This window comes from Corynebacterium aurimucosum ATCC 700975, assembly GCF_000022905.1.
GTDB classification, from domain to species: Bacteria; Actinomycetota; Actinomycetes; order Mycobacteriales; family Mycobacteriaceae; genus Corynebacterium; species Corynebacterium aurimucosum_F.
Window position 1 is genome coordinate 1574331 of record NC_012590.1, and the last position, 21447, is coordinate 1595777.

At 59.5% G+C, this 21447-nt stretch carries 19 protein-coding genes and 2 pseudogenes; 3 read left to right on the forward strand and 18 right to left on the reverse strand.

What is annotated here, in order from left to right:
• From secD to ruvC, 5 genes are all read right to left on the reverse strand, one after another.
• Positions 1–1794, reverse strand: coding sequence for a protein translocase subunit SecD (gene secD / locus CAURI_RS07395; RefSeq protein ID WP_010190172.1), 1794 nt, complete (start codon positions 1792–1794; stop codon positions 1–3).
• A gap of 246 nt (positions 1795–2040) precedes the next feature.
• Complete coding sequence (gene yajC / locus CAURI_RS07400; protein ID WP_010190173.1) at positions 2041–2373, reverse strand: preprotein translocase subunit YajC; 333 nt, start codon at positions 2371–2373, stop codon at positions 2041–2043.
• A 39-nt stretch (positions 2374–2412) separates the two neighbouring features.
• On the reverse strand, positions 2413–3498 hold the full coding sequence (gene ruvB / locus CAURI_RS07405) for a Holliday junction branch migration DNA helicase RuvB (RefSeq protein WP_010190174.1): 1086 nt from the start codon (positions 3496–3498) through the stop codon (positions 2413–2415).
• A 15-nt stretch (positions 3499–3513) separates the two neighbouring features.
• A complete protein-coding gene (gene ruvA, locus CAURI_RS07410; protein ID WP_010190175.1) occupies positions 3514–4122 on the reverse strand; it encodes a Holliday junction branch migration protein RuvA in 609 nt (202 codons plus the stop codon).
• 39 nt (positions 4123–4161) lie between these two features.
• Positions 4162–4773, reverse strand: a complete 612-nt coding sequence (gene ruvC, locus CAURI_RS07415; protein WP_010190176.1) for a crossover junction endodeoxyribonuclease RuvC — start codon at positions 4771–4773, stop codon at positions 4162–4164.
• 225 nt (positions 4774–4998) lie between these two features.
• Between ruvC and CAURI_RS07420 the strand changes: the two are divergent.
• Positions 4999–5610, forward strand: a pseudogene (locus CAURI_RS07420) (nitroreductase family protein); the annotation flags it as partial.
• Between the two features lie 5 nt (positions 5611–5615).
• On the opposite strand, the gene CAURI_RS07425 reads toward CAURI_RS07420, so the two are convergent.
• Both CAURI_RS07425 and CAURI_RS07430 read right to left on the reverse strand, forming a co-directional pair.
• On the reverse strand, positions 5616–6371 hold the full coding sequence (locus CAURI_RS07425) for a YebC/PmpR family DNA-binding transcriptional regulator (RefSeq protein ID WP_010190178.1): 756 nt from the start codon (positions 6369–6371) through the stop codon (positions 5616–5618).
• 104 nt (positions 6372–6475) lie between these two features.
• Positions 6476–7342 carry an acyl-CoA thioesterase gene (locus CAURI_RS07430; protein WP_010190180.1) on the reverse strand — a complete coding sequence of 289 codons (867 nt, stop codon included), beginning with the start codon at positions 7340–7342 and terminating at the stop codon, positions 6476–6478.
• 102 nt (positions 7343–7444) lie between these two features.
• On the opposite strand from CAURI_RS07430, the gene CAURI_RS07435 reads away from it, so the two are divergent.
• Together CAURI_RS07435 and CAURI_RS07440 are read left to right on the forward strand one after the other, a co-directional pair.
• Positions 7445–7933 carry a DUF3817 domain-containing protein gene (locus CAURI_RS07435; protein ID WP_010190181.1) on the forward strand — a complete coding sequence of 163 codons (489 nt, stop codon included), beginning with the start codon at positions 7445–7447 and terminating at the stop codon, positions 7931–7933.
• Between the two features lie 25 nt (positions 7934–7958).
• Positions 7959–9173, forward strand: a complete 1215-nt coding sequence (locus tag CAURI_RS07440) for a membrane protein (RefSeq protein ID WP_012715075.1) — start codon at positions 7959–7961, stop codon at positions 9171–9173.
• A gap of 16 nt (positions 9174–9189) precedes the next feature.
• On the opposite strand, the pseudogene CAURI_RS07445 reads toward CAURI_RS07440, so the two are convergent.
• The 11 genes and pseudogenes from CAURI_RS07445 to CAURI_RS07500 form a co-directional block, all read right to left on the reverse strand.
• A pseudogene (locus CAURI_RS07445) lies at positions 9190–10383 on the reverse strand (IS3 family transposase).
• 110 nt (positions 10384–10493) lie between these two features.
• The gene (locus CAURI_RS07455) at positions 10494–10952 is read right to left on the reverse strand and encodes a LemA family protein (RefSeq protein ID WP_010190186.1); all 459 of its coding nucleotides are present in this window, start codon (positions 10950–10952) and stop codon (positions 10494–10496) included.
• Positions 10953–12053, reverse strand: coding sequence for a glycosyltransferase family 4 protein (locus CAURI_RS07460; protein ID WP_010190187.1), 1101 nt, complete (start codon positions 12051–12053; stop codon positions 10953–10955).
• An 18-nt stretch (positions 12054–12071) separates the two neighbouring features.
• Positions 12072–12974 (reverse strand): phosphatidylinositol mannoside acyltransferase, encoded by a 903-nt coding sequence (locus CAURI_RS07465; protein ID WP_010190188.1) that lies wholly within the window; start codon positions 12972–12974, stop codon positions 12072–12074.
• Between the two features lie 65 nt (positions 12975–13039).
• Positions 13040–13675, reverse strand: coding sequence for a phosphatidylinositol phosphate synthase (gene pgsA / locus CAURI_RS07470; RefSeq protein ID WP_010190189.1), 636 nt, complete (start codon positions 13673–13675; stop codon positions 13040–13042).
• Entirely contained in the window at positions 13668–14246 is a 579-nt protein-coding gene (locus CAURI_RS07475; protein WP_010190190.1) for an ATP adenylyltransferase, read from the reverse strand. Before CAURI_RS07475 ends, pgsA begins: the two co-directional genes overlap by 8 nt.
• 45 nt (positions 14247–14291) lie before the next feature.
• Entirely contained in the window at positions 14292–16355 is a 2064-nt protein-coding gene (gene thrS, locus CAURI_RS07480) for a threonine--tRNA ligase (protein WP_010190191.1), read from the reverse strand.
• Positions 16356–16448: 93 nt separating this feature from the next.
• Positions 16449–17732, reverse strand: a complete 1284-nt coding sequence (locus CAURI_RS07485; RefSeq protein WP_012715079.1) for a Dyp-type peroxidase — start codon at positions 17730–17732, stop codon at positions 16449–16451.
• A 66-nt stretch (positions 17733–17798) separates the two neighbouring features.
• Positions 17799–18491 carry a copper chaperone PCu(A)C gene (locus CAURI_RS07490; RefSeq protein WP_010190195.1) on the reverse strand — a complete coding sequence of 231 codons (693 nt, stop codon included), beginning with the start codon at positions 18489–18491 and terminating at the stop codon, positions 17799–17801.
• A gap of 76 nt (positions 18492–18567) precedes the next feature.
• The gene (locus CAURI_RS07495) at positions 18568–19155 is read right to left on the reverse strand and encodes a copper resistance CopC family protein (RefSeq protein ID WP_010190196.1); all 588 of its coding nucleotides are present in this window, start codon (positions 19153–19155) and stop codon (positions 18568–18570) included.
• 189 nt (positions 19156–19344) lie between these two features.
• A complete protein-coding gene (locus CAURI_RS07500) occupies positions 19345–21411 on the reverse strand; it encodes a vWA domain-containing protein (protein ID WP_010190197.1) in 2067 nt (688 codons plus the stop codon).
• Between the last annotated feature and the right edge of the window lie 36 nt (positions 21412–21447).

The following is a 21447-nucleotide window of genomic DNA, read 5'->3' on the forward strand; positions in this document are numbered from 1 at the left end:
TTACTTCTCCTCATCCGTAGCAGTAGCGACGGGTTTCTTGGCCGGTTTGGCATAAAAGCCGCGTTCACGGCGCTCCTCTACAAGGTTGTAAATACCGCCCAGGCCGTTCATCGACGGCTTGGCAAAGGCCGGGCGGCTACCAAGAAGCTGCATGAGCGGAGCCATGATCAGGAAGGATACGACGAGGTCGAAGATAGTGGTGAGGCCCATGGTGAAGGCAAAGCCCTTGACGGCGCCAATGGACAAGAAGTAGACCACGACGGAGCCGATGAGGGTCACGGCCTTACCGGTGACAATCGTTGCTCGCGAACGCTCCCAACCAGTGCGGGTGGCGGAGCGGAAGGTACGTCCGCTCAAGAGCTCATCCTTCATGCGCTCGTAGTAAACCACGAAGGAGTCAGCCGTGGCGCCAATACCGATAACCAGGCCCGCCATGCCGGAAAGGTCAAGCGAGTAACCGATCCACCGGCCCAGCAGAACCAGTGCACCATAAAGCAGGACACAGGTTGCGATGAGGACCAACAGGGCCACCGAAGACAGGGCACGGAAGTAGTAGATGGAATACAGCGAAACCAGAATGAGGCCAACGATGCCCGCGATGAGCGCTGCCTCAAGAGCTGCCTTACCCAGCGATGGCGGAACGGTTTCTACCGTGCCACCCGGCTCGCCGTTGGCGCCGGTAAAGGACAGCGGGAGCGCGCCATAACGGAGGTTATTGGCCAGGTTCTGGGCCTCCTCCTGCGTGAAGTCACCGGTGATGGAGGTAGCAGAACCAACCGGGGTCGCACCTTGGATTACCGGCGCGGAAATCACGGCGGAGTCAAGGGTGATAGCCACCTGCTTCTGCAGGTACTCCTGGGTCAGGGTGGCCCAAGTCTGCGAACCATTGGGGCCATCGCCGGTCTTGAAGGCGAAGTTAATCTCCATCTGACCAGTCTGGGAATTCAGCCCGCCCTGAATCGGGGCGTTGTTATCAATCTCGTTACCGGTCAGGCGAGTTCCGTTCGGATCATCAATGCCGTCCAGCAGCGGAGCCGGATTAAGGATGTACGGCTGCTGATTCGAGTAATCACAAGCCACCAACGGCTTTGCGGGGTCATCGGTACCTGCCAGCGGATCAGATTCTGCATCACAGGTCATCAGCCCCAAGGCTGCGGTCTGCACGGTGGGGTCTTCGGACTGGCGGTCCTTGAGCAGAACCTCAGTGACCTTGTCGCGGCGCTCAGTTTCCTCAAGGGAGTTCGCTGGGTCTGGAAGCGGCTTTTCGCTCACGGTCGGAGCCGGTGAATTGTCATCCTTCTCCTTGTCCTTCTGATCGCCGCCCTGGGCAGCGCCGGCACTCTGGTTCAGTGCTTCGTGGATGGAGGCCAGCGACTGATTGGCATGCTCCGGAGTTACTACCCCGTACTTAACCCAGCGGTTAGCCATGTCAGTCATGGTCTTCTCAAGTGTGTCCATGTCTGGCATCGGCTGCTCGCCCACTGGGCGGAACAACAGCTGGGAGGTTTGGCCCACGGCCTGCGCCTGGGAGGCATCTTCACCGGGGACGGTAATGACCAAGCTGGAGCCGCTGATGACGACCTCAGAGCCGGACACGCCCATGCCATTCACACGCTGCTCGAGGATGGTGCGTGCCTGCTGCAGCTGTTCCTGGGTGGGGTCTTCACCCTGCGGTACCAGGGTTACGCGGGTTCCGCCCTGCAGGTCAATGCCGAGCTTGGGGGTTGGTGATTTATCACCGGTCAAAAATATCAGCGCATAAACCACGATGACAATGAGCGCGAAGAGCGCCATCGCACGCTTGGGCCATTGCCGTTGACGGCTGCTAACGCCACCACGTTTCGAAGCGGACACAAAGATCTCCTGTGTTGTGAGGAACAGGGCTAAAAGTCATAGGTCATGGCAGCTAACGCCGCGCACGCACTGGGCGCCGCGGTACCACCATGACTAAAGCACAGTCCACCATGGTACGTCATGGACCGTTGTTTTCCTTAACAGGCTTAAGGTACGCGCCCGTACTGTGACGAGCGCAACGCAATTTTAGAGTTTCGGGAAGCGCTCGTCGCTCTCGTCCTCCGCCTCAACCGGAACATTAGTATTCGCGCTGGCTGCGTCAGCGGAGCGAACGATGGCCATCGTGTCGAAGGTCATCACCGTGCCATCCTTTACCTGCAGATCGACCTGCTCGCCGCGAGCTTCCACGACAGTGCCGTGGAGGCCGCCAGCGGTAATCACTTCCTGACCCGCCTGCAGCGAGGATTGGAGCTTCTGCATCTGAGCCTGGCGCTTGCGCTGCGCTCGCATCGACATGAAGCTCGGCAAGATGACGAGGACGGCGAGGACAAGGAGAAGAAGAAGTTGAGTTCCGTTCATAAAAGGCCAGTGTGCCAGACCGCCCTGCCTCCGGGCCAATTAAAAAAGGGTCCCGCCAATCGCCCCCTCGGGCGCCTCCAATCCTAGGTGTTGCCATGCGGCGGCTGTTGCCACACGGCCGCGGCCGGTTCGTGAGATCATGCCGGCACGCACGAGATAGGGCTCGCAGACCTCCTCCACCGTCGATGGTTCTTCGCCTACCGCGATGGCTAGGGTATTCACTCCTACGGGGCCACCGCCGTGGCCCTTGATCAAGGCCCCGAGCACCGCGCGGTCAAGGCGGTCCAATCCGCGCTCATCGACGTCGAAGACCCGCAACGCTGCCTGTGCAGCTGCAACATCAATATGCCCATCCCCGTTGACTTCGGCATAGTCGCGGACTCGGCGCAGGAGGCGGTTGGCAATACGCGGCGTTCCACGCGAGCGGGAGCCGATCTCTACTGCGGCATCCTGATCGATGTCTACCTCCAGAATCCGCGCTGCACGGCTAATGACCCGTGTGAGGTCCTCAGTATCGTAGTACTCCATTTGGGCGGTGAAACCGAAGCGATCACGCAACGGCCCAGTCAGCATGCCCGCGCGGGTTGTCGCTCCCACCAGTGTAAAAGGTGGGATTTCCAGCGGGATGGAGGTCGCTCCCGGGCCTTTGCCCACGATGACGTCGATGCGGAAATCCTCCATTGCCATGTACAGCATTTCCTCAGCCGGGCGGGCGATGCGGTGAATTTCATCGATGAAGAGCACATCACCCTCCATCAGGTTCGACAACATCGCCGCCAGATCCCCGGCCCTCTCCAGTGCCGGGCCCGAGGTCATGCGCAAGGAGCTTCCCAGCTCTTGGGCGATGATCATCGCCATGGTGGTCTTGCCCAGCCCGGGCGGGCCGGAGAGCAAGACGTGATCCGGAGTGACACCACGGTTCTTCGCACCATTAAGCACGAGCGATAGCTGCTCGCGCACCTTGGGTTGGCCAATGAATTCATCGAGGGACTTTGGGCGCAGCGAGCGCTCAATATCGTGCTCGCCTTGCTGCTCTGCGGCGTCCACATCCTGGTTACGCTGCGGAGGCGAGCTTAAATCCATCCCCTCCGGAAGCTTAAACTCAGTGCGTTCTACGTCTGACATGTCACCCACTCTCCCCTATTTCTTGGCGCCAAGCTGGCTCAGCGCAGCGCGCAGCACCACCGGCGTCGCCGCATCGGGTTGCTCTGCCACCACGGATTCCACCACGGGCCGGGCCATTTTATCAGTAAAGCCCAAACCAATAAGCGCCTCGACGACATCCTCAACCACCGGCCCAGCGGCAGCCGGGGCAGCAGACGAGAGATCCGCGCTTTCTGCGGGGGCGAAGGCCTTGACCTTATCTTTAAGCTCCAGAATCAACCGTTGCGCAACGCGTTTGCCCACTCCCGGAATTTTCTGCAAGCGTGCGGCCTCCTCCCCCGCAATCGCCTGGGCCAAATCGCCCGCGCTCATCACGGACAGGGCAGCCAGCGCCAGTTTTGGCCCCAGACCAGAAACCGTTTGGAGGACGTGGAACATATCGCGGTCATCCTGACTGGTGAAGCCGTAGAGCGTCATCGAGTCCTCCTTGACCACGAGCGTGGTCATGACCCGCGCCTCCTCACCGCGCTGGAGGGTTCCCAGCATGGCCGGGGTGGCCAGGACCTTATAGCCCACGCCCGCGCATTCCAGCACGGCATGATCAAGCTGGATGTCGAGGACGGTTCCGCGCAAAGATGCAATCATTAATGAGGTTCCTTGATGTGAGTGGTTGTGCCAGTTAGCTTAGGAGGTCGTCTTCGCCGCCCGGGAGACGGATGCGGTACGCGGCGAGGTGCCGCGCACTCCGCTCGTTCGTGCCCCGGCCCCGACGCCAGCGCTCGCATCACCGCCGGTCATCCATGCCAGGGCTGGCGCACGCCAGCAGTGGCACACGGCCAGGGCTAGGGCATCCGCAGCGTCAGCCGGCTTAGGCGCCTCACTGAGCCCCAAAATTCGAGTAATCATGGCGGTCATCTGCTTTTTATCAGCGCGCCCATTGCCCGAAATTGCTTTCTTGACTTCGGAAGGGGTGTACATGTGCACCGGGATATCCCGCTCTGCTGCGGCAAGGACCAAGACCCCGACTGCGTGGGCGGTCTGCATCACGGTTGAGACTTGACCGCGTTCGAATACCCGCTCGAGGGCCACGACATCTGGCTTATAGTCATCCATCCATTCCCGGACCGCCACCGATAGTAGCTTCAGGCGCTCCCCCAAGTCCTTGTCACTGGGGGTGCGGACGACCCCTACGGCGATGGGAATGACCCCGCGCCCACGCCCGGCTTGGACAACTGACAGGCCGCAGCGAGTCAGACCGGGATCAATGCCCATGACGCGCAACCCCTCCAAGTTCACGGCCGCCTCCTCACCCTTGTCACATGCGCCCTTGTAATGCGCTCGCTTATCTAGGAACAGTGTACACACATGTGTTCTAGTGCCGGCAGTCCCCCAAGCCGACTATTCGCCTCTTCCACCGCGCGGCGTAGAGTGGCGCACATGTCTCAACGTCCTAATGACTTTTCAGAGTTTATCCGTTCCCGCCATTCACCGCGCGCGTTCCTTCCGTAGCCACTCCCCGCCGAGGTCATCGAGCAGGTGCTTATCGACGCCCAATCCGCCCCCTCCAATTCCAATACCCAACCGTGGAATGTGCACCTCGTCGGCGGTACGGCACTGCAGGAACTAAGCGCTGCGCTCATAGCCGAATTTGATAAGAACGGCATCAATCCAGATTTCACGATTGACTACGGTCAAGGCGTTCACCCGCAGCGCTCTCAGCAGCTAGCGGCCAAGATGTATGGGCTCCTTGGCATTGCGCGCGAGGACAAGGAAGCGCGCACGGAGTTTATCCGTGAAAACCTTCGCTTCTTCGGCGCCCCGCACACCGCACTGCTCTTCATTCCCCCGATGGGTGACCGCATCCGTGCCGCCTTCGACCAAGGCACCTATGCGGAGAATTTCTTGCTCTCCCTCGAGGCGCACGGCTATCACGGCGTCCCCCAGGGCATGATTTCACTGCTCGCCCCAACCGTCCGTGAGTTCCTGGGCGTGGACGAGGAACACAAGCTCGTCACCGCCCTGACCTTCGGCGTAGCAGACCAGTCCAGCCCCGTGTTTAAGACTGCCCCGGGCCGCGCACCACTGTTAGAGACGGTGACTGCTCATGGCTTGGAAGGCCTCAAGCTCGACTAGTCTCCTTAGTCCTCGCCCAGCTCGGCGAGGACCTCTTCGCTTAAGTCCATGTTGGTGTAAACGTTCTGGACATCATCCGAATCCTCGAGAGCATCGATGAGGCGGAAGATCTTACGGGCATCATCTGCCTGCAGCGGCACCTCAACAGAAGCTCGGAAGTCGGTATCAGTGTCATCGACCTCGATATCGGCAGCAACGAGCGCCTCGCGTACGGCGGGCACATCGCCCGGTGCGCAGGTGATCTCGAACTTCTCGCCGTTATCGTTGACCTCTTCGGCGCCGGCCTCGAGGACTGCAATAAGGATGTCATCTTCACTGAGCTCGCCCTTTTCCACCATGACCAAACCGGTGCGGGAGAACATATATGCCACGGAACCGGACTCGCCGAGGTTGCCGCCGTTCTTGGTCATCGCGGTGCGGACGTCGGTCGCCGCGCGGTTGCGGTTATCCGTCAGGCACTCGATGAGCATGGCCACACCGTTCGGGCCATAGCCCTCGTACATTACGGTTTCCCAGTCGGCACCGCCGGCCTCTTCGCCGGAGCCGCGCTTGCGGGCGCGCTCAATGTTGTCGTTGGGAACCGAGGCCTTCTTGGCCTTCTTGATCATGTCATCGAGGGTGGGGTTGGCTGCGGGGTCACCGCCGCCGGTGCGGGCTGCCACCTCGATATTCTTGATCAGCTTGGCAAATTCCTTGCCACGCTTGGCATCGTTCGCCGCCTTCTTGTGCTTCGTAGTTGCCCATTTAGAGTGGCCTGCCATGTCATCCCTTTCGATGTGGCTTAAAAGACTTGTGTGGAAACTGTTGTAATTATACGGCCTCAGCAAGCCTCCACCAGCACAGGGGGCCGTGCCCCGCCTGCATCCTAGACGTTTTGCCAATTGCCATTGGCGCTGGAGCCTTCACTTTCCGGATACAGGGTGCGTGTCAGCCCCTCCTGCATCGCCACGGCCAGGAGCTCGCCGCGTTGATTGAAAATCTTTCCCTGCGCGAGACCAGTCCCTGTCTGCGCTGAGGGACTCGACTGCGAATACAGCATCCATTCATCCACCCTGACCGGGCGCAAGAACCACAGCGAATGATCCAAGCTGGCTAGCTGAATCCTTTCGCCTTGGTGCGGGAGAAGCGCCGTGCGGATCAACGTCATGTCAGACATATACAACAACGCTGCCTGGTGGAGGGATTGGTCAGAGGTAGCACCAAGCAGGTCACCGGTGTTGCGGAACCAGATATTTCTAAACCCTGCCCCGGTGGTTTCGGCGGCGACAGCATCGCGCTCCGCGTCCGGAATGAGCCGCACGTCCCAGTCTTCCCATTCCTTCAAAATGATGCGGGTGTAGTATGGCGAGTCCTTAATGCTCTCCGGTGGCGGTACCTGTGGCATTGCGGCTTGATGCTCAGGGCCGATATCCCCGGTCGCGTGGAAACCGGCACTGAGCATGAATATCAAGCGATCGTTCTGGAAGACGCGCACGTGGCGGTGCGCAAAGGAACGGCCATCCCTAATCCGCTCGACCTGGATAGTAGTGGGAGCGCTGGAATCGCCCGGGCCCACAAAGTAGCAGTGCATGGAGTGCGCTAGCTTTTCATCGACAGTAAGCTGCGCTGCCCGCAGCGCCTGCGCCATGGTTTGCCCGCCGAAGGTGCGCGTAATGCGCGAGGAAACCACAGGGCCGCGGAACTCGTCTTCACCGATCCGCTCGATATCGACCGCCTGGGCCACCGATGCCATGTTCTGCTCCCCTTTCCTTTCTGCTATGGCGCTCGCCACACTAACCCCGACCATCCTACTCACGTGCTGATCCGCTCTCGGGAGTTGCGTACTATATTCCGCATGACTTCAACCACCCCGCACAGCGTGCACCGTGTGGCCGCATACCTGGAAATGTTCACGTGGGGCCTGCTGATCTTCTCCATGATCCTCAAGTACTCCGGCACGACCGAAGCGCTCACCCCCATCGCGGGAGGTATTCACGGCTTCGGTTTCCTCTGTTTCCTGCTCATGACGGCGCTGGTATGGATCAATAACCGCTGGTCACTTGGCGTGGGAATTCTGGGGTTGGTCGTAACCGTAATTCCCTTCGCGGCCTTGCCCTTTGCAGTGTGGGTATCGCAGCGCGGACTCGTCGCCGGTCCGTGGCGGTTTAGCAATGACGATGACGCGGAGCCACACGGTGTCTTCGACACGATCTTGGCGCAGGCCATTCGCCACCCGGTGCGCACCGCGCTCATTGCGCTGCTCGTCGTAGCCGTAGTCTTCAGCGTTCTGCTCATGTTGGGGCCACCCGTCGACGTCGAGTCCGCCATTGAAAATAATCGCTAAGGCCCCAAGTATTTGGGCTGGCTGGGTGCTGGCACGCCTTTTCCTTATCTACCTACTCCTCAACGAGAAGGGTCCGCTCGGGGACGTTCGGTATTACCTCGAGGGTGTCTACGGCGCTAACCCCAGCGACATGACGGAATATCCCCAAGTCGGTACCTGGCCCAGCGTTCTGCTCGCGTGGCTTACCGGCTACGACTTTGAGCGCTATGCCATCGGCTTTACGGCAATGATGCTGCTTGCCGACGCCACCTTCCTCGCCCTCCTCCTGCGCCATCACCGCTCCACCCCAGGGGCGTATAGCGCCGGGTGGTTCTGGGTATTCTTCGGCACCGCAGCGGGACATGTATTTACCTGGCGGCTCGATCTCTACCCCGCCTTATTGGTTGCCGGTGCGGGCGCACTTCTGGCCACCCGCCCGCGGCTTGCCTCGGTTCTGTTGGCTTGGGCCACCGCTGCGAAGCTGTGGCCCGGTGTCCTCGCTGCCGGGCTTGTCGGGCGCGCAACCTCCCGCGCTACGTGGCAGCGGCTAGCCGCGTTCTTTGGATGTCTCGTTGCCCTGTGCATCGGCGTGGCAGCAATGACCAGCGTGGACAGAGTTCTTTCCCCGTTGACTTATCAAGGAGAGCGCGGCCTCCAGATCGAATCTCTGGCCGCCACGTGGTTCGTGTACCAAGCTCATCGCCAGCCTGATGTGTGGACGATGGGATACGCGGCTTCGAAAAGCTATGAGATCTCCGGCCCTGGCGTCGACACGGCAGTTGCCTTGAGCAGTATCGCCATGGGAGCGGCCCTCGTGTGGATCATAGGGGTGGCACTCGTGCACTTTCTGCGCGGGAATTGGAGTCCGCACTCGACCCTTGTCTTCTTCATCGCGGCGATCCTCCTTCTAATCGCGACGAATAAGGTCTTCTCTCCGCAGTACATCGTGTGGCTTGGGCCGATACTAGCAGTGGCGCTTCGCTCTCCTACTCCCACGGCGGCCAATACCCCACGGAAGGCGGCCGCTGACATTAGAGGGGTACGCGCCATCATGGCGGTACTCGCTGTGGGAACGGCGGCCTTGGGAACCGTCATCTATCCCTATGGCTATAACTACATCTGGTTCTATGTGGGCGAAAACCCTAACCCGGTGTACGCACTCGTGTTGCGCAACCTCCTTATCGTGGCGATGACCGCTTTTGCCGTCTATTGGCATCTGCTTGAGTACCGCGTGGCAAGGGGCCTGACCCCCGGAAAGTAGACACGTCGGGGGTTAGCTATGCTGCTTGGGTCAGTGTAGCTGATGTGAGTGCTTCGAAGTCATCGGGGGCTAGAAGATTGCACCAGGAGTGTCGTCTGCGCGTGTTGTAGCGCATGCACCATCGAAAGACTTCTTGGCGACAGCTGATTGGGCTGTCAAAGACTTTCCGATCACGCAGAACTTCACGCTTTAAAGTGGCGTTAAACGATTCTGCCAAGGCATTATCAGCACTCGTTCCCACCGCGCCCATGGATTGGCGAACACCAAGCTGGGTGCAGTGGTCCCTAAATGCTTGTGAGGTGTACACACTGCCATGATCAGAATGGAAAATTGCCCCTTTAAGGCTTCCACGGACTTTCCTTGCATGAGATAAAGCTTCGATAACCAGTGATACCCGCATGTGATCGGCGAGTGCATGGCCGACGAGTTTGCGCGAGTAGACGTCGATGACCGTGGCCAGGTACATGTTCTTGCCGCCCTTACACGGCAGGTAGGTGATATCGCCTACGTAGACGTGGTTCGGCCTGTCAGCGGTGAATCTGCGGCCTACTAAGTCTGGCATGACTCGACGGCCAGGCTTGCGCCTGGTGGTGATACATCGACGCCGTTTGCTAAAGCCTTTTAGCCCCATGGATTTCATGATGCGTGCGACCTTCTTGTGATTGATCGGAGGAAAGCCCGTATCGTCGTTGAGGCTTGCAGCAATGCGTTTAGCACCATAAAGCCCGTGCTCATTATCGAAGATGGTCTTGATTCTCGCACCAATAAGGGCATCGGAACACGTCTTTAACCTGCGTTCTTGGCGGGTGTTGACCCATTTGTAGAACGAGGAGCGATTGAGCTTTAACACGTGGCACATCCGTGTGAGCCGAGTATTCGGTTCGGTGGTCATCGACAAACTGGAAGCGGATTACCAGCGTGTCTCTTCGGCAAAATATTTCGCGGCCTTGCGCAGGATGTCGCGTTCTTCGCGCAGCTTTGCGTTTTCTTTTTCTAGCTGGCGGATCCGCTCAGAATCAGTCGTCGCCTGGGCCTTGTCACGCATGGTCTTCGTGCGGGCACGTTTGCCGGTGCCGTACTGCTTGATCCAGGAATAAAGTGAGGAGCGATTGACTCCAAGCTCTGCTGAAGCCGCGTGAAGTGAGAGGTCCTCATTGTTTTCGTAGAGGGCCACAGCATCACGTTTGAACTGTTCGGAGTACCTAGGCATGGTGGTAGATTACCTTTCTTCCCAACCCAACTGGGCTGGATATCAGGTGTCTACCAAACAGGGGTCAGGTCCAAGAGCAAATCAGGCGCGGGTGTGACAGGGCGGGTGAGTCACACGTCGATCTGGCTGAGCTCAAAGTACTCCGGCAATTTCGCGGTTCCCCCCAGACGCAGCAGCTTGACCGCGGGACGCAGGCGCAGCGCGCGAGTATCGCTGACTGCCTCGTTGTAGAAGCGATGCGCTAGGTGGATGCGACCTTCGGCGTCGGCAAGCACGGGCGGGCGTGATTCAAAACGCTGCGCAATAGCCGCCGAGAGCTCCCGTTCCCGGGTAGCTCGTTCATCGAAATGCCCTTGCACAAGCTCCGTTGACTCAGCGCGCGCCGCGATGACCTCAAGCTCAGGAGCCAAGGCACTTATCACTGCCGCGCGGCGATCCAGAGTGGCTTCAAGCTGCGCCAATGCTGCATCGGTGCGGATGTGGAGCGAGTTGAGCCGCTGCGCCGTGTACAGCGCCCACATACCGAGTACGAGGAGTACAGCGAGGGCGATAACTATCTCGATAGCCATTTATGACACCCGAACCTTCGTGCCATCCGCCACGGTCTCGTATACCTGCATGACAGCTGCGGCCACATGATCCCAGTCGTATTCGCGAGCACGCTCCACCCCCGCCTTAATCAAGGCTTGCCGCTTGTCGGAATGGGTCACCAAATCCTCCAACACCCGCGCTAAGTCCGTAGCATCCCCGTTCTTGAATAAGGCACCCGCGGGTTCCTCCGAGTCTGCGTTGCACACTGCGGCGAAGGCCTCCAGATCTGAAGCCACCACTGCGCATCCAGCGGCCATTGCCTCAACAAGAACAATGCCGAAGCTTTCGCCGCCTGTATTGGGAGCCACATAAATATCAGCGCGCCCCAAAATGGCCGCCTTCTCGGCATCGCTGACACGCCCCACGAAGTCAACTCCCGGAACACGTCGCGGGTGTCCCCCGCCCATAACCGTCACCCGGACCGGCTGCGGGAGCAGCGTGAGTGCCTCAAGAAGAATGTCCAGGCCTTTTCGCGGCTCATCGAGGCGGCCCAAGAACACAATCTCAATTTCTGAATTATTCTCTTTATGCTCAGCGCGGGCACGCTCGCGCGCATAGACAGAGGTGTCGACCCCATTGGGGATGAGCACAGGGTCCCCTCCCAACTGCTCAACCTGCCAGCGGCGCGCCATCTCTGAAACCGCAATACCTCCCCGAACCTTTTCCAAGTACGGGCGGAGGAAAGGCTTGGCCAGGGTCAATACCAGAGAGCTCGAGGCCGAAGCATGGTACGTCGCCACGATGGGCCCGCGCACCACAGCCAGAGCAGCCATGGAATAACTTGGGGAGTTGGGTTCATGGATATGGAGGATGTCGAAATCCCCCTCGCGGATGAAGCGCTTGATATTTCGGTGCACGTGCGGGCCAATGGCAAGACGAGCCACGGAACCGTTATATGTAATCGGCACCGCCCAGCCGCCCTTGCGAACAAAGCTGGGGACCTGCGTGCTTGTCGACGCCGGCCCCAGTACCTCCACATGGTGCCCTTGTTCAATAAACATGGTCGCTAAGTCAAGGATGTGGGCCTGAACCCCACCAGGCTCGTCGAAGGAATAGGGGCAGATAATACCTATGCGCATGGTCTGTGTTCTGCCTTTCTACTTCTTCTGGCGGGAAGCGCGCCGGCGTTCTACGTCGGCGTTCCAGTGTGGCTGCAACATGTGCCAGTCTTCTGGATGTGCCCTGATGTTCTCCACAAAGCCATCCGCGAGGCGCTGGCACGTCTCCTGCAGGTCAGTGACCTCCACTTCGGGGCTGACGGACAACCCCCAACCCTTACCGTCAAACCACGAGTGCACGACGTGGAGTGCAGCTCCTGTCTCGATGGCCAGCTGGGCGGGACCGGCGGCAACATTAGCCTCTTCGCCCATGAAGTCTACCGTCACGCCGGTGCGCGTGAGGTCCCGCTCGGACAACAAACACACCACCCCACCGCGTTCCAGCGTGTCCTTCAAACGCGAGTAAGGAGAAGAACTGCCACCGGTCAGTGGCAGGACAGTGAAGCCAAGACTCTCGCGGTAGTCCACGAAGGCGTCGAAAAGCACCTCTGGCTTCAAGCGCTCAGCCACCGTCGTGAAGCCGCCATAGTGCCCCACACAAAAGACACCCGCCATGTCCCAGTTGCCTGAATGCGGAAGCGCGAAAATCACCCCGCGCCCGGAAGCCACGGAGGCATCTGCATGTTCCTTGCCGCGCAAGCCTGTCAATAGACGCCTCTGCAGATCAGGGTCCGAATGGATGGCAGGCAGACGGAAAGCCTCGAGCCAGTAGCGCATATAGGAGCGCATCGAATCCCGGACCAGTTCCCGCGTGACATTCTCCGCCCCCACGACCCGGCTCAGGTTCTGGCGCAGCTGTTCCATGCCTTGGCCGTTGTTACTTGCCAGATCTGCACCGCGTTCGAACAACCAGACAGCCAATGGCTGGGGAAGGAACCGCACAACCTTCCAGCACGCGATGTATGCGGCGGCGGTCAGCCGGTCACGGTCCAGTAGAGCCACGGTTCGGGAGCCTTTCTGTGTGGGCCGGGGGCGCGATACCTTCCGGGGTGGAAGAGGGTGTCGGGCTAAAGGTGCTTCAGATCCTTCTTGAAACGCGCTTTAGTGTCCTGACGCGCTGCTTGGCGCATCCGCTGGTAGATGGTGAAGGCAGAGCCCACGGCCAGCAGCCACAGGGCAACCTCGAGTGCATAAGGCACGCCCAAGCCTTCCAGGCCCACGCCGCCGAGGCCCAAGATAAGCCGCTCGGGGCGCTCGACGAGTCCGCCGACCATTTTAAAACCGGAGGCTTCGCCGCGCGCCTTGACATAGGAGATGACCTGGGAACTCACGAGCACCACCATGCAGGCGGCGAAGTTAATCGGGTGGGCGTTATCGACGTACACCATCCAATAGGCGATTGCTGCGAACAAAGCGCCGTCGGTAATGCGATCGCAGGAGGCGTCGAGAGTCGCGCCGAAGTTGGATCCGCCGGTGGTCAGGCGCGCCATGGTGCCGTCGAGCATGTCGAAAGCGGCGAAGAGTCCCGACAGCAGAGCAGCCGCAAAGAGGTGATCAAGCGGGATCAGGATAACCGAAATAGCAATCGTGACGATCGTGCCCACGACGGTAACGACATTGGGTGTCAGCCCCATCTTCAGGAAGAGTTTGGCCACTGGGACCACAACCACGGCGGCGGGTTTGCGCCCATGAACACTAAGCATGCGCTTCTCCTGAAATGATTCCCTCAGCGGCGAGCTCCGCCCACCCCTGCGCCAACAGGGAGCGGGTGTCTTTGAGGAGCTGCGGCAGCACTTTAACGCCATCCACAATAGTCATGAAGTTTGAATCTCCGCTCCAGCGCGGAACGATGTGCATGTGCAGGTGCTGCCCCACCGATCCGCCCGAGGCCCGCCCCAGGTTAAAGCCTGCGTTGACGGCATCGGGGCCGGACACCTTCTTAAGAACCCGGATGGCGGCCTGTGCAAACTGGAAGAGCTCGCGAGATTCTTCCTCGGTGAGGTTTTCCAGCTCAGATTCCTGGCGGTACGGGATGATCATCATGTGCCCGGCGTTATAGGGATAGAGGTTGAGAACACAATAGACAAGCTCGCCGCGGGCAACGATGAGCCCGTCCTCGTCCGACATCTGTGGAATCTCCACGAACGGATTATGGGCTTCCTTTGGCACGTCGCCGGCGCCGCCCTCACGCTTGATGTAGCTCATACGGTACGGCGCCCACAGGCGCTCTAAGCGGTCGGGGGTTCCCAGGCCGGTATCGACGTACTCTCCCACTCTTAGTGTTCTCCCTTTCTAGCCTCTGCCTAGATGCATATGCATCTAGACGCGCTCGGCGATGCTGTCCTTCGTCGGTTGCTCGTTGTTGCGCTCACGAACCCAAGCCTCGATGACGTTGACCGCAGCTTCCACGGGCACGCCGTTAACCTGCGTGCCGTCAAGGAAACGGAAGGACACGGCGTCTGCCTCGACGTCGCGCTCACCTGCCAGGAGCATGAACGGGACCTTGCCGGTGGTGTGGTTGCGGATCTTCTTCTGCATGCGGTCATCAGAGGTATCGACGTCAGCGCGCAGGCCGCGGGAGCGCAGCTCGGCACAGACCTTCTCGAGGTGCGGGGCGAAGGTATCCGCCACCGGGATGCCCACCACCTGGTGCGGGGCCAGCCATGCCGGGAAGGCGCCGGCGTAGTGCTCCAGCAGCACGCCGAAGAAACGCTCGATGGAACCGAAAAGTGCGCGGTGAATCATGATCGGGCGCTGCTTGGAGCCATCCGACGCCGTGTACTCCAGCTCGAAGCGCTCCGGCAGGTTGAAGTCCAGCTGCACGGTAGACATCTGCCAGGTACGGCCAATGGCATCGCGAGCCTGGACAGAGATCTTCGGGCCGTAGAAGGCCGCGCCTGCCGGGTCCGGGACCAGCTCAAGACCGGACTTTTCCGCCACGGACTGCAGAATAGCCGTCGAGCGCTCCCAAATCTCATCAGAGCCAACGTACTTGTTCGGGTCCTTAGTGGACAGCTCAAGGTAGAAATCATCCAAGCCGTAATCCTTGAGCAAGGAAATGATGAACTCCAGAACCTTGGTCAGCTCTTCTTCGAGCTGCTCCGGGGTGCAGTAAATGTGGGAGTCATCCTGGGTAAAGCCGCGGGCGCGGGTCAGGCCGTGGATAACGCCCGACTTCTCGTAACGGTAGACCGTTCCGAACTCGAAGAGGCGCAGCGGCAACTCACGGTAGGAACGACCACGAGAAGCGAAGATGAGGTTGTGCATCGGGCAGTTCATCGGTTTGGCATAGTAATCCTGCGGCTGCTTGGTGCAGTAGCCGTCCGCGTCCCACTCACCGTCGAGCTGCATCGGCGGGAACATGCCGTCCGCGTAGAAATCGAGGTGGCCGGACTTCTTGAACAGGTCCCCCTTGGTCAGGTGCGGGGTGGACACGAAGGAGTAGCCGTCCGCGATGTGTCGGCGGCGGGAATGCTCCTCCATCTCCATGCGCACGGTGGCGCCGTTGGGGTGGAAGACGGGGAAACCGGAACCAATCTCATCCGGGAAGGAGAATAGGTCCAGCTCAGCACCCAGGCGGCGGTGGTCACGCTTTTCAGCTTCTTCCACCATGGTCTTGTAGGACTCCAGGGCCTCCTTGGATTCGAAGGCGGTGCCATAGATGCGCTGCAGGCCAGCCTTGGTCTGGTCACCGCGCCAGTAGGCAGCAGAGGAACGCGTCAGGGTGAATGCCGGGATGTACTTGGTGGTCGGCACGTGCGGGCCGCGGCAGAGATCAAACCACTCCACCTCGCCGGTACGCGGGTTGACGTTGTCATAGTGGGTCAGATCTCCGGCGCCCACCTCGGCGGCCTCATCGGAATCCGGATCCACATTGCCCTTGTCCTGGACCAGCTCCAGCTTGAAGGGCTCATTGGCCAGTGCCGCTTCGGCTTCTTCGGTGCTGGCGTAGACGTGGCGCTCGAAGCGCTGGCCGCCCTTGATGATCTTCTTCATGCGCTTCTCAATGGCCTTGAGGTCCTCTGGGGTGAAGGGCTTAGCGGTCTGGAAGTCGAAGTAGAAGCCATTCTCGATGGCCGGGCCAATGCCCAGCTTGGTGCCGGGGAATTCCGCCTGCACTGCCTGGGCCATGACGTGTCCGCAGGAGTGGCGGATAACGGCGCGGCCGTCTTCCTCGCAGGCAGCAACCGGGGTGAACTCGGCGTCCGTGTCCGGGGTGTGGGAAAGGTCGTAGAGGGTGCCATCGGCGCCGCGGACGACGACGACAGCTTCCGGGCCTTTGTTGGGCAGCTCATGCTCGCGCATCGCTGCTCCCACGGCAGTACCGGCTGGGACCGTGATTGGTTCGTAGTTCACCGGGACTGCTGGAATCATTTCCGCCATGACTTGGTGCGCTCCTTTGCGCTCACGCGCCGCTCGACATACCTGGCCGAGCAGCACTCAACGAGAAAGTTACAGCGGCTTAGTCTACCCCTCTTAACTGCGTATGAGCGACTCGCCCCAGAAGGTTTCGCCTTCAGTTCCGGCTGGCATGAAGTACACGGCCGAACCAATGTGTCGAATCCACTCATTGAGGCGATCCGCTTCATCAAGACGCGCTTGAATAGGCTCGAACTGTGTCGTCGGGTCCTTCTGGTAGCAGATGAAGATCAATCCGGCGTTGCTAAGTTCACCGCGCTGGGTGGTCTCCGGAGTCGGCGGCAGGTTGTAGTTATACGGGCGACGCAAAAGCTTTTGTTCTGGATGCTCTGCCGGCGGATGCGCTCTGGCGACATGAGAGTTTTCATCAATGGCTTTAAGCCCAAACTCGTTACGGGCATCCAGATCCACCGGGTCAAACTCGTCCTTAGCGCCTATAGGAGCTCCGGTATCGAGAGTGCGCCCAGTCGAGTTCTCACGTGCCGCGCGATCAAGCTGCTCCCATGTGTCCAGGTTCATGTGGATGCGGCGTACCACCATGGCGCTGCCACCGGCGAAGGGGCCGTCTTCGATCCACACTTGCTCGTTGAAGTCTTCATCGCTACGGGGATTGACCGTTCCATCCTTTTGCCCGAAGAGGTTGCGTGGAGTCATCCCCTTCGGTGCGGAGCCATAGGCATGACTGAACCCCTGCTGGATCCACGCAACGTCGGCATAATCTTTGCCCGCGCGGGTCATATGCCGCAATACGAAGGCGGCAGTGAAAGGATCATCGCTGCAGATCTGCAGGACGATATCCGTCTGGCCCCATTCCGGGCGGAGGTCATCATGGTCAAAAGCCTGGATATCGCGCAGCCAGCTGGGCTTGGCGACGTCCACCGTGTCGAAGAATCCCTCTCCCCAACCGCACGTGACGGTGAGGTTTGCTGGGGTGGTAGACAATTCGGGTTCGAGGCTGCCCAACGGGTTCTCACCGGTGCAGAGGCGACGGGCGTCCTCCGTCCACAGGCGCATCAACGCGGCCGCGCCGCGAGCGGTGGTGTCCTTTTTGAGGTTAAAGCCCACCAATTCCACGTGCGCCTGAACCGGAGTTTGGATGCCTGCTTGGTGCTTCCCGTCGAAGGCGACGATATCGTCGCCCATGGTCTCCTCGCGGTTTACCGGGCCTGTGCTGCCGGCGTCCCCAGCCTGCGCTGCGCGAGAGGCATCCGCGGAGGCATCCGCAGATGCCTGTCCAGGTTCATCCCCTTTCGCACAGCTTGCAAGCGCTACCGCGCTTGCCGCCACAGCGCTTCCGGCGAGCAGTCCACGCCGACTGACAGGTTCCTCGAACCCGCTCATCTTTGATATCTCCCTATCTCGTGAGAACCGATTTCTTGCCTACCTTGGCCCGGAACACGCTGGTTTCTAGTGCGCGTGCTCTTCCTTCTTCATGTCAGACATGTCTGCGGAGTCCGAGTGGTCCATGTGCTCATCATTATCCATGGATCCGTGGTCCATATCGCCGTGGTTCATGTGGCCCATGTCGCCGTAGTCTTCATCGCCGGCACCAATGGTGCGCACCGGGATATCGCCGAGCTCGATCGTGGAGCCGTCGGCAAGCTCCAGCGTCAGGGTTGCGGTCTCACCGGCCATGACGGGCTCGGTCACTCCCATCAGCATGAAGTGGAACCCACCCGGCGCGAGCTCGAGGGATTCGCCAGCGGGAATATCGAAACCGCCTTCCTTCTCCTGCATGACGCCATCGACAACCTCATGGATCTCGTAGTGCTTCGCCTTCACCGAAGAGCTGAAGCCAACTACGTTGATGTCCTTGTCCGTGTTGTTGTGGAGCGTGCCGAAGATAGCGGTCATATCGGAGTCCTTCTCCATGGCGCGCGCGACAGCATCCTCGAAAATTACGCCAGATTCAGCGGAGGAAGAAACCGAAGTACTGGCCTCTGCGTCCTTGTCCTTCTCAGCGCCATTCTCAGCGCTGCTTGCAGCGCTCGACGGAGCTGCGGCGGAATCCTCTTCGCTCGGGGAGCAAGCCGCCAAGGTCAGGCTGCCTGCTGCGAGGGCCGCCACGGAGACACGGAGGAAAGAACGGGTATTCAGCATGGGACATGCCTTTCTGCAGTAACAGTAGTTAAGGAAAGTGCGGATTGACTCTCGACTCATCAGAGCCGTGGAGTGTTCAGCCTTCTGAGCCTTCTCCACCAGCGCGGCGGGTCTTTGCTCCGAAGGCAAAGAGCGCTGCGCCGACGACGAGAACTGCTCCTACGCCAACGATCCATTTAGCCGCGGTGGGCAAGGAACTCAGCGGATCCTGAGACTCCTGCGCCTCTTCGCCTTCCTTGGCGCCATCGTCAGAAGTATCTGCGGCTTCATGTCCGCCGGCCCCAGAGCCCACGCTAAACGGCACGGAACCGAGCGTGGAGTGGCCATCGGAGGAGGTAATGCGGAAACCGACCTGGTATTCACCATCACCAGGTTCGATGTCCTGCGGAACCTCAACGGTGAGATTGCGGCCATCAATGGTTGGGGTGGCGTCAAAGAGCACCTCACCGCTTGACTTATCGCTCACGGCAAAAGTATTGAAGTCATCCCGAGGAATACCAGAGAACTCCAGCGTGATTTCACGAGGAAACTCCTCCAGCGGTGCGTCACCCACCACGTTTCCGCCAATGACTGAGTCATGTGCCATCGCTAGCGGCGTGGACAACCCAATCGCAAGGCCCACGGCCCCAGCGGTAATTCCCGTAGTGACCTGACGCAGCTGCATTTCTCGGACTACTCCTTGATGGTCTGATGAAACTTTTGATTGAAGGTTCCCTCATCCTATCGCCGGGAGGGATCCTCGAGCCAATCCTTCACCCCACATGGAGTGCGTGGGGTTATCAAGTAGTCGTTGCACGCGGCGGAAAAGTTCCCTGCCCTCTCCAGCAGCAAGGTCGTGTTTTCTGTAGTGCTTCTAATGGCTACGTCCGCGCAGAAGGATAGCTACCAGGATGATTACGGCAAGAGCGATGATGCCCAGGGCCGCAGCTAGGAAATAACTGAGAGTGCCCAGGCCGAGGCCCTTATCCTCATCGGCGCTTGCTGCTTGGTCCACGTTTCCTTCGTCACCATCACTCTCCGGTGCCTCAGTCTTGTCCTTGACGGGCTCATAAATGGGCCCTTGGATTGGTTCCCCCAACACCTTGGCGGTGAGAGCATATTTCACCGTGTCTCGCTTGCCATCGAGTACCTCATCCTCCTTTTCGGAATCCGTGCCCGCATCCAGAGTCACCAAGACGTAGTAGTCGCCCTCTAACCAGTTGGCTTGGGCTTTTTGCCCGTTTGCCTGACTTTGACCGAAACGGTTAGCGAAAGCCGTCGGTGTAACCGAGTGCGCCGCAATTTCTTGCTCCTCGTTCACCGCCGACATAAATTCGTTGTCACCAGCTCGCTCGCGCGCGGGGTTTAGAATCTCCAAATTCAGGCTCGAATACTTCAAGGCATTCTCGTCAGACATCTCGCCTACCTTCAAGGCAGTGGCAAGCTGCTGCCCTTCCTTCATAGGAACCTTGAAGACTTGCGCCTCACCGCGCACGATATCGGTCTCGATGGTATCTCCGCTTTGTAGTTCAATGGCATCGCCGAACCAGCTAGCCGCACGAACTTTTTCAGCGCCTTCAAATTTGGCGTGCAATTCGCCCTCTACCTCGCTGTCCATCCCACTCACCAGCTCATCCATATTGGTTACAGGGTCAATGCGGTGCAGGAGGATTTCTACGTCTAGGGGCTCCTCAGCTTTGTGGGTCATAGATCGCTTTGCTGTCAAGACAAGTTCGTCACTTGGGCACTTCTCGGATCCGATTTCTCGTGTAAAAGCACTCGCGCTAGGCAAAGCGTCTGCGCGAATGCCGGTATGGAAGGAGTCCTGATCAGCGGTGCACTCAATGGAGCCTTGTTCACCGCCATGGTTTCCCGTCGGTGGCTCAGAACCGTCACCGAAGAAGACCGACATTCTGAGACTCTGCGGCCTGACCACAGCGCCATCCAAAGTCTTGTATATCGACGCTACATAGCGCTCGCCCGGCTTGACGGGAATAGACCATGACTCCGCGTGGAAATCCTTGTGAGTATCCTCGCCGCCGTTAGTCGGCGGCTCCAGTTGCGCGCGAAAGACAAAGGATCCACCGGATTCCCAGCGCGGCAGCGGCGTTGGTTGGCTGATATCTTCGCTACCTTCAATCTGTTCGACATCGGATTGGTAGATGTCCGCGGCGCGTCCAGCGGCCTTCTTAATCATCGCTGCCAGTGAGTCAGCATCATCGGCGTCGAGATATTCGCCGCCTGCGGCCTCTGCAATGCAGGAAAGCTCCTTGCGGGCTTCCTCATCGACGTTAAAGCCAATGGTGTTGATGACCAGGTCAATGCCCTGCTCGTGGAGTTCCTTGGCCACCTCACATACTGGCGGCGGCGCACAGGTATCGATTCCATCAGAGACAAGCACAATGGTGCCGTGCTGACCACCTAATTCCTCGGCGGCCTTCTTCAGGGAATCGCCAATCGGGGTATACCCCTTCGCCTGAAGTGCATCAATAGGACCGGTGAAAGAATCCCCTACGTCCTCCTTAGGACCGCTGACCACGTGGATATCCTGGCACCCTGCTTCTTGGTTCTCTGGTGCCTCGTCGACCGTGCCGCCATAGGTAACGAGGCCGAGAGGAATGGTGCCACCGAGTTCAGATACAAATTTCTTCGTTGCGTCTTTCGCGGCATCGAGACGAGTCTGTCCGCCAGCGTCTTGCACATTCATCGAGCCAGAGGAGTCGAGGACGAGCATCGTTGCACCACTCTGGGAATTGGCGGCACCCCCATTGGGGGCAGCTTCGGAGCTCGGCTCGGCGCTGGGCGTCACCCCAGTGGGATTCTGTGCAAAAGCTGGCACCGACGCCACGCTGAGAAACGCGATGAGAAGAGCTACGAGAATAGCAAAGACCCCGCGTAACAGGCCCTGCGGGGAAGACAAAGGTGGAGAAAAGGCTTTCATGATGCCTACTTCCTTGAGACGACAAGACTGTGAGAA

Bases quoted from the DNA above. Each gene is read 5' to 3' on its own strand.
- CAURI_RS07455 (WP_010190186.1), bottom strand. From the start codon at position 10,952: ATGGCTATCGAGATAGTTATCGCCCTCGCTGTACTCCTCGTACTCGGT.
- CAURI_RS07460 (WP_010190187.1), bottom strand. From the start codon at position 12,053: ATGCGCATAGGTATTATCTGCCCCTATTCCTTCGACGAGCCTGGTGGG.
- CAURI_RS07485 (WP_012715079.1), bottom strand. From the start codon at position 17,732: ATGAGCGGGTTCGAGGAACCTGTCAGTCGGCGTGGACTGCTCGCCGGA.
- CAURI_RS07495 (WP_010190196.1), bottom strand. From the start codon at position 19,155: ATGCAGCTGCGTCAGGTCACTACGGGAATTACCGCTGGGGCCGTGGGC.
- ruvA (WP_010190175.1), bottom strand. From the start codon at position 4,122: ATGATTGCATCTTTGCGCGGAACCGTCCTCGACATCCAGCTTGATCAT.
- pgsA (WP_010190189.1), bottom strand. From the start codon at position 13,675: ATGCTTAGTGTTCATGGGCGCAAACCCGCCGCCGTGGTTGTGGTCCCA.
- CAURI_RS07430 (WP_010190180.1), bottom strand. From the start codon at position 7,342: ATGGCATCGGTGGCCCAGGCGGTCGATATCGAGCGGATCGGTGAAGAC.
- ruvB (WP_010190174.1), bottom strand. From the start codon at position 3,498: ATGTCAGACGTAGAACGCACTGAGTTTAAGCTTCCGGAGGGGATGGAT.
- CAURI_RS07490 (WP_010190195.1), bottom strand. From the start codon at position 18,491: ATGCTGAATACCCGTTCTTTCCTCCGTGTCTCCGTGGCGGCCCTCGCA.
- yajC (WP_010190173.1), bottom strand. From the start codon at position 2,373: ATGAACGGAACTCAACTTCTTCTTCTCCTTGTCCTCGCCGTCCTCGTC.
- thrS (WP_010190191.1), bottom strand. From the start codon at position 16,355: ATGGCGGAAATGATTCCAGCAGTCCCGGTGAACTACGAACCAATCACG.
- CAURI_RS07435 (WP_010190181.1), top strand. From the start codon at position 7,445: ATGACTTCAACCACCCCGCACAGCGTGCACCGTGTGGCCGCATACCTG.
- secD (WP_010190172.1), bottom strand. From the start codon at position 1,794: ATGGCGCTCTTCGCGCTCATTGTCATCGTGGTTTATGCGCTGATATTT.
- CAURI_RS07425 (WP_010190178.1), bottom strand. From the start codon at position 6,371: ATGGCAGGCCACTCTAAATGGGCAACTACGAAGCACAAGAAGGCGGCG.
- CAURI_RS07500 (WP_010190197.1), bottom strand. From the start codon at position 21,411: ATGAAAGCCTTTTCTCCACCTTTGTCTTCCCCGCAGGGCCTGTTACGC.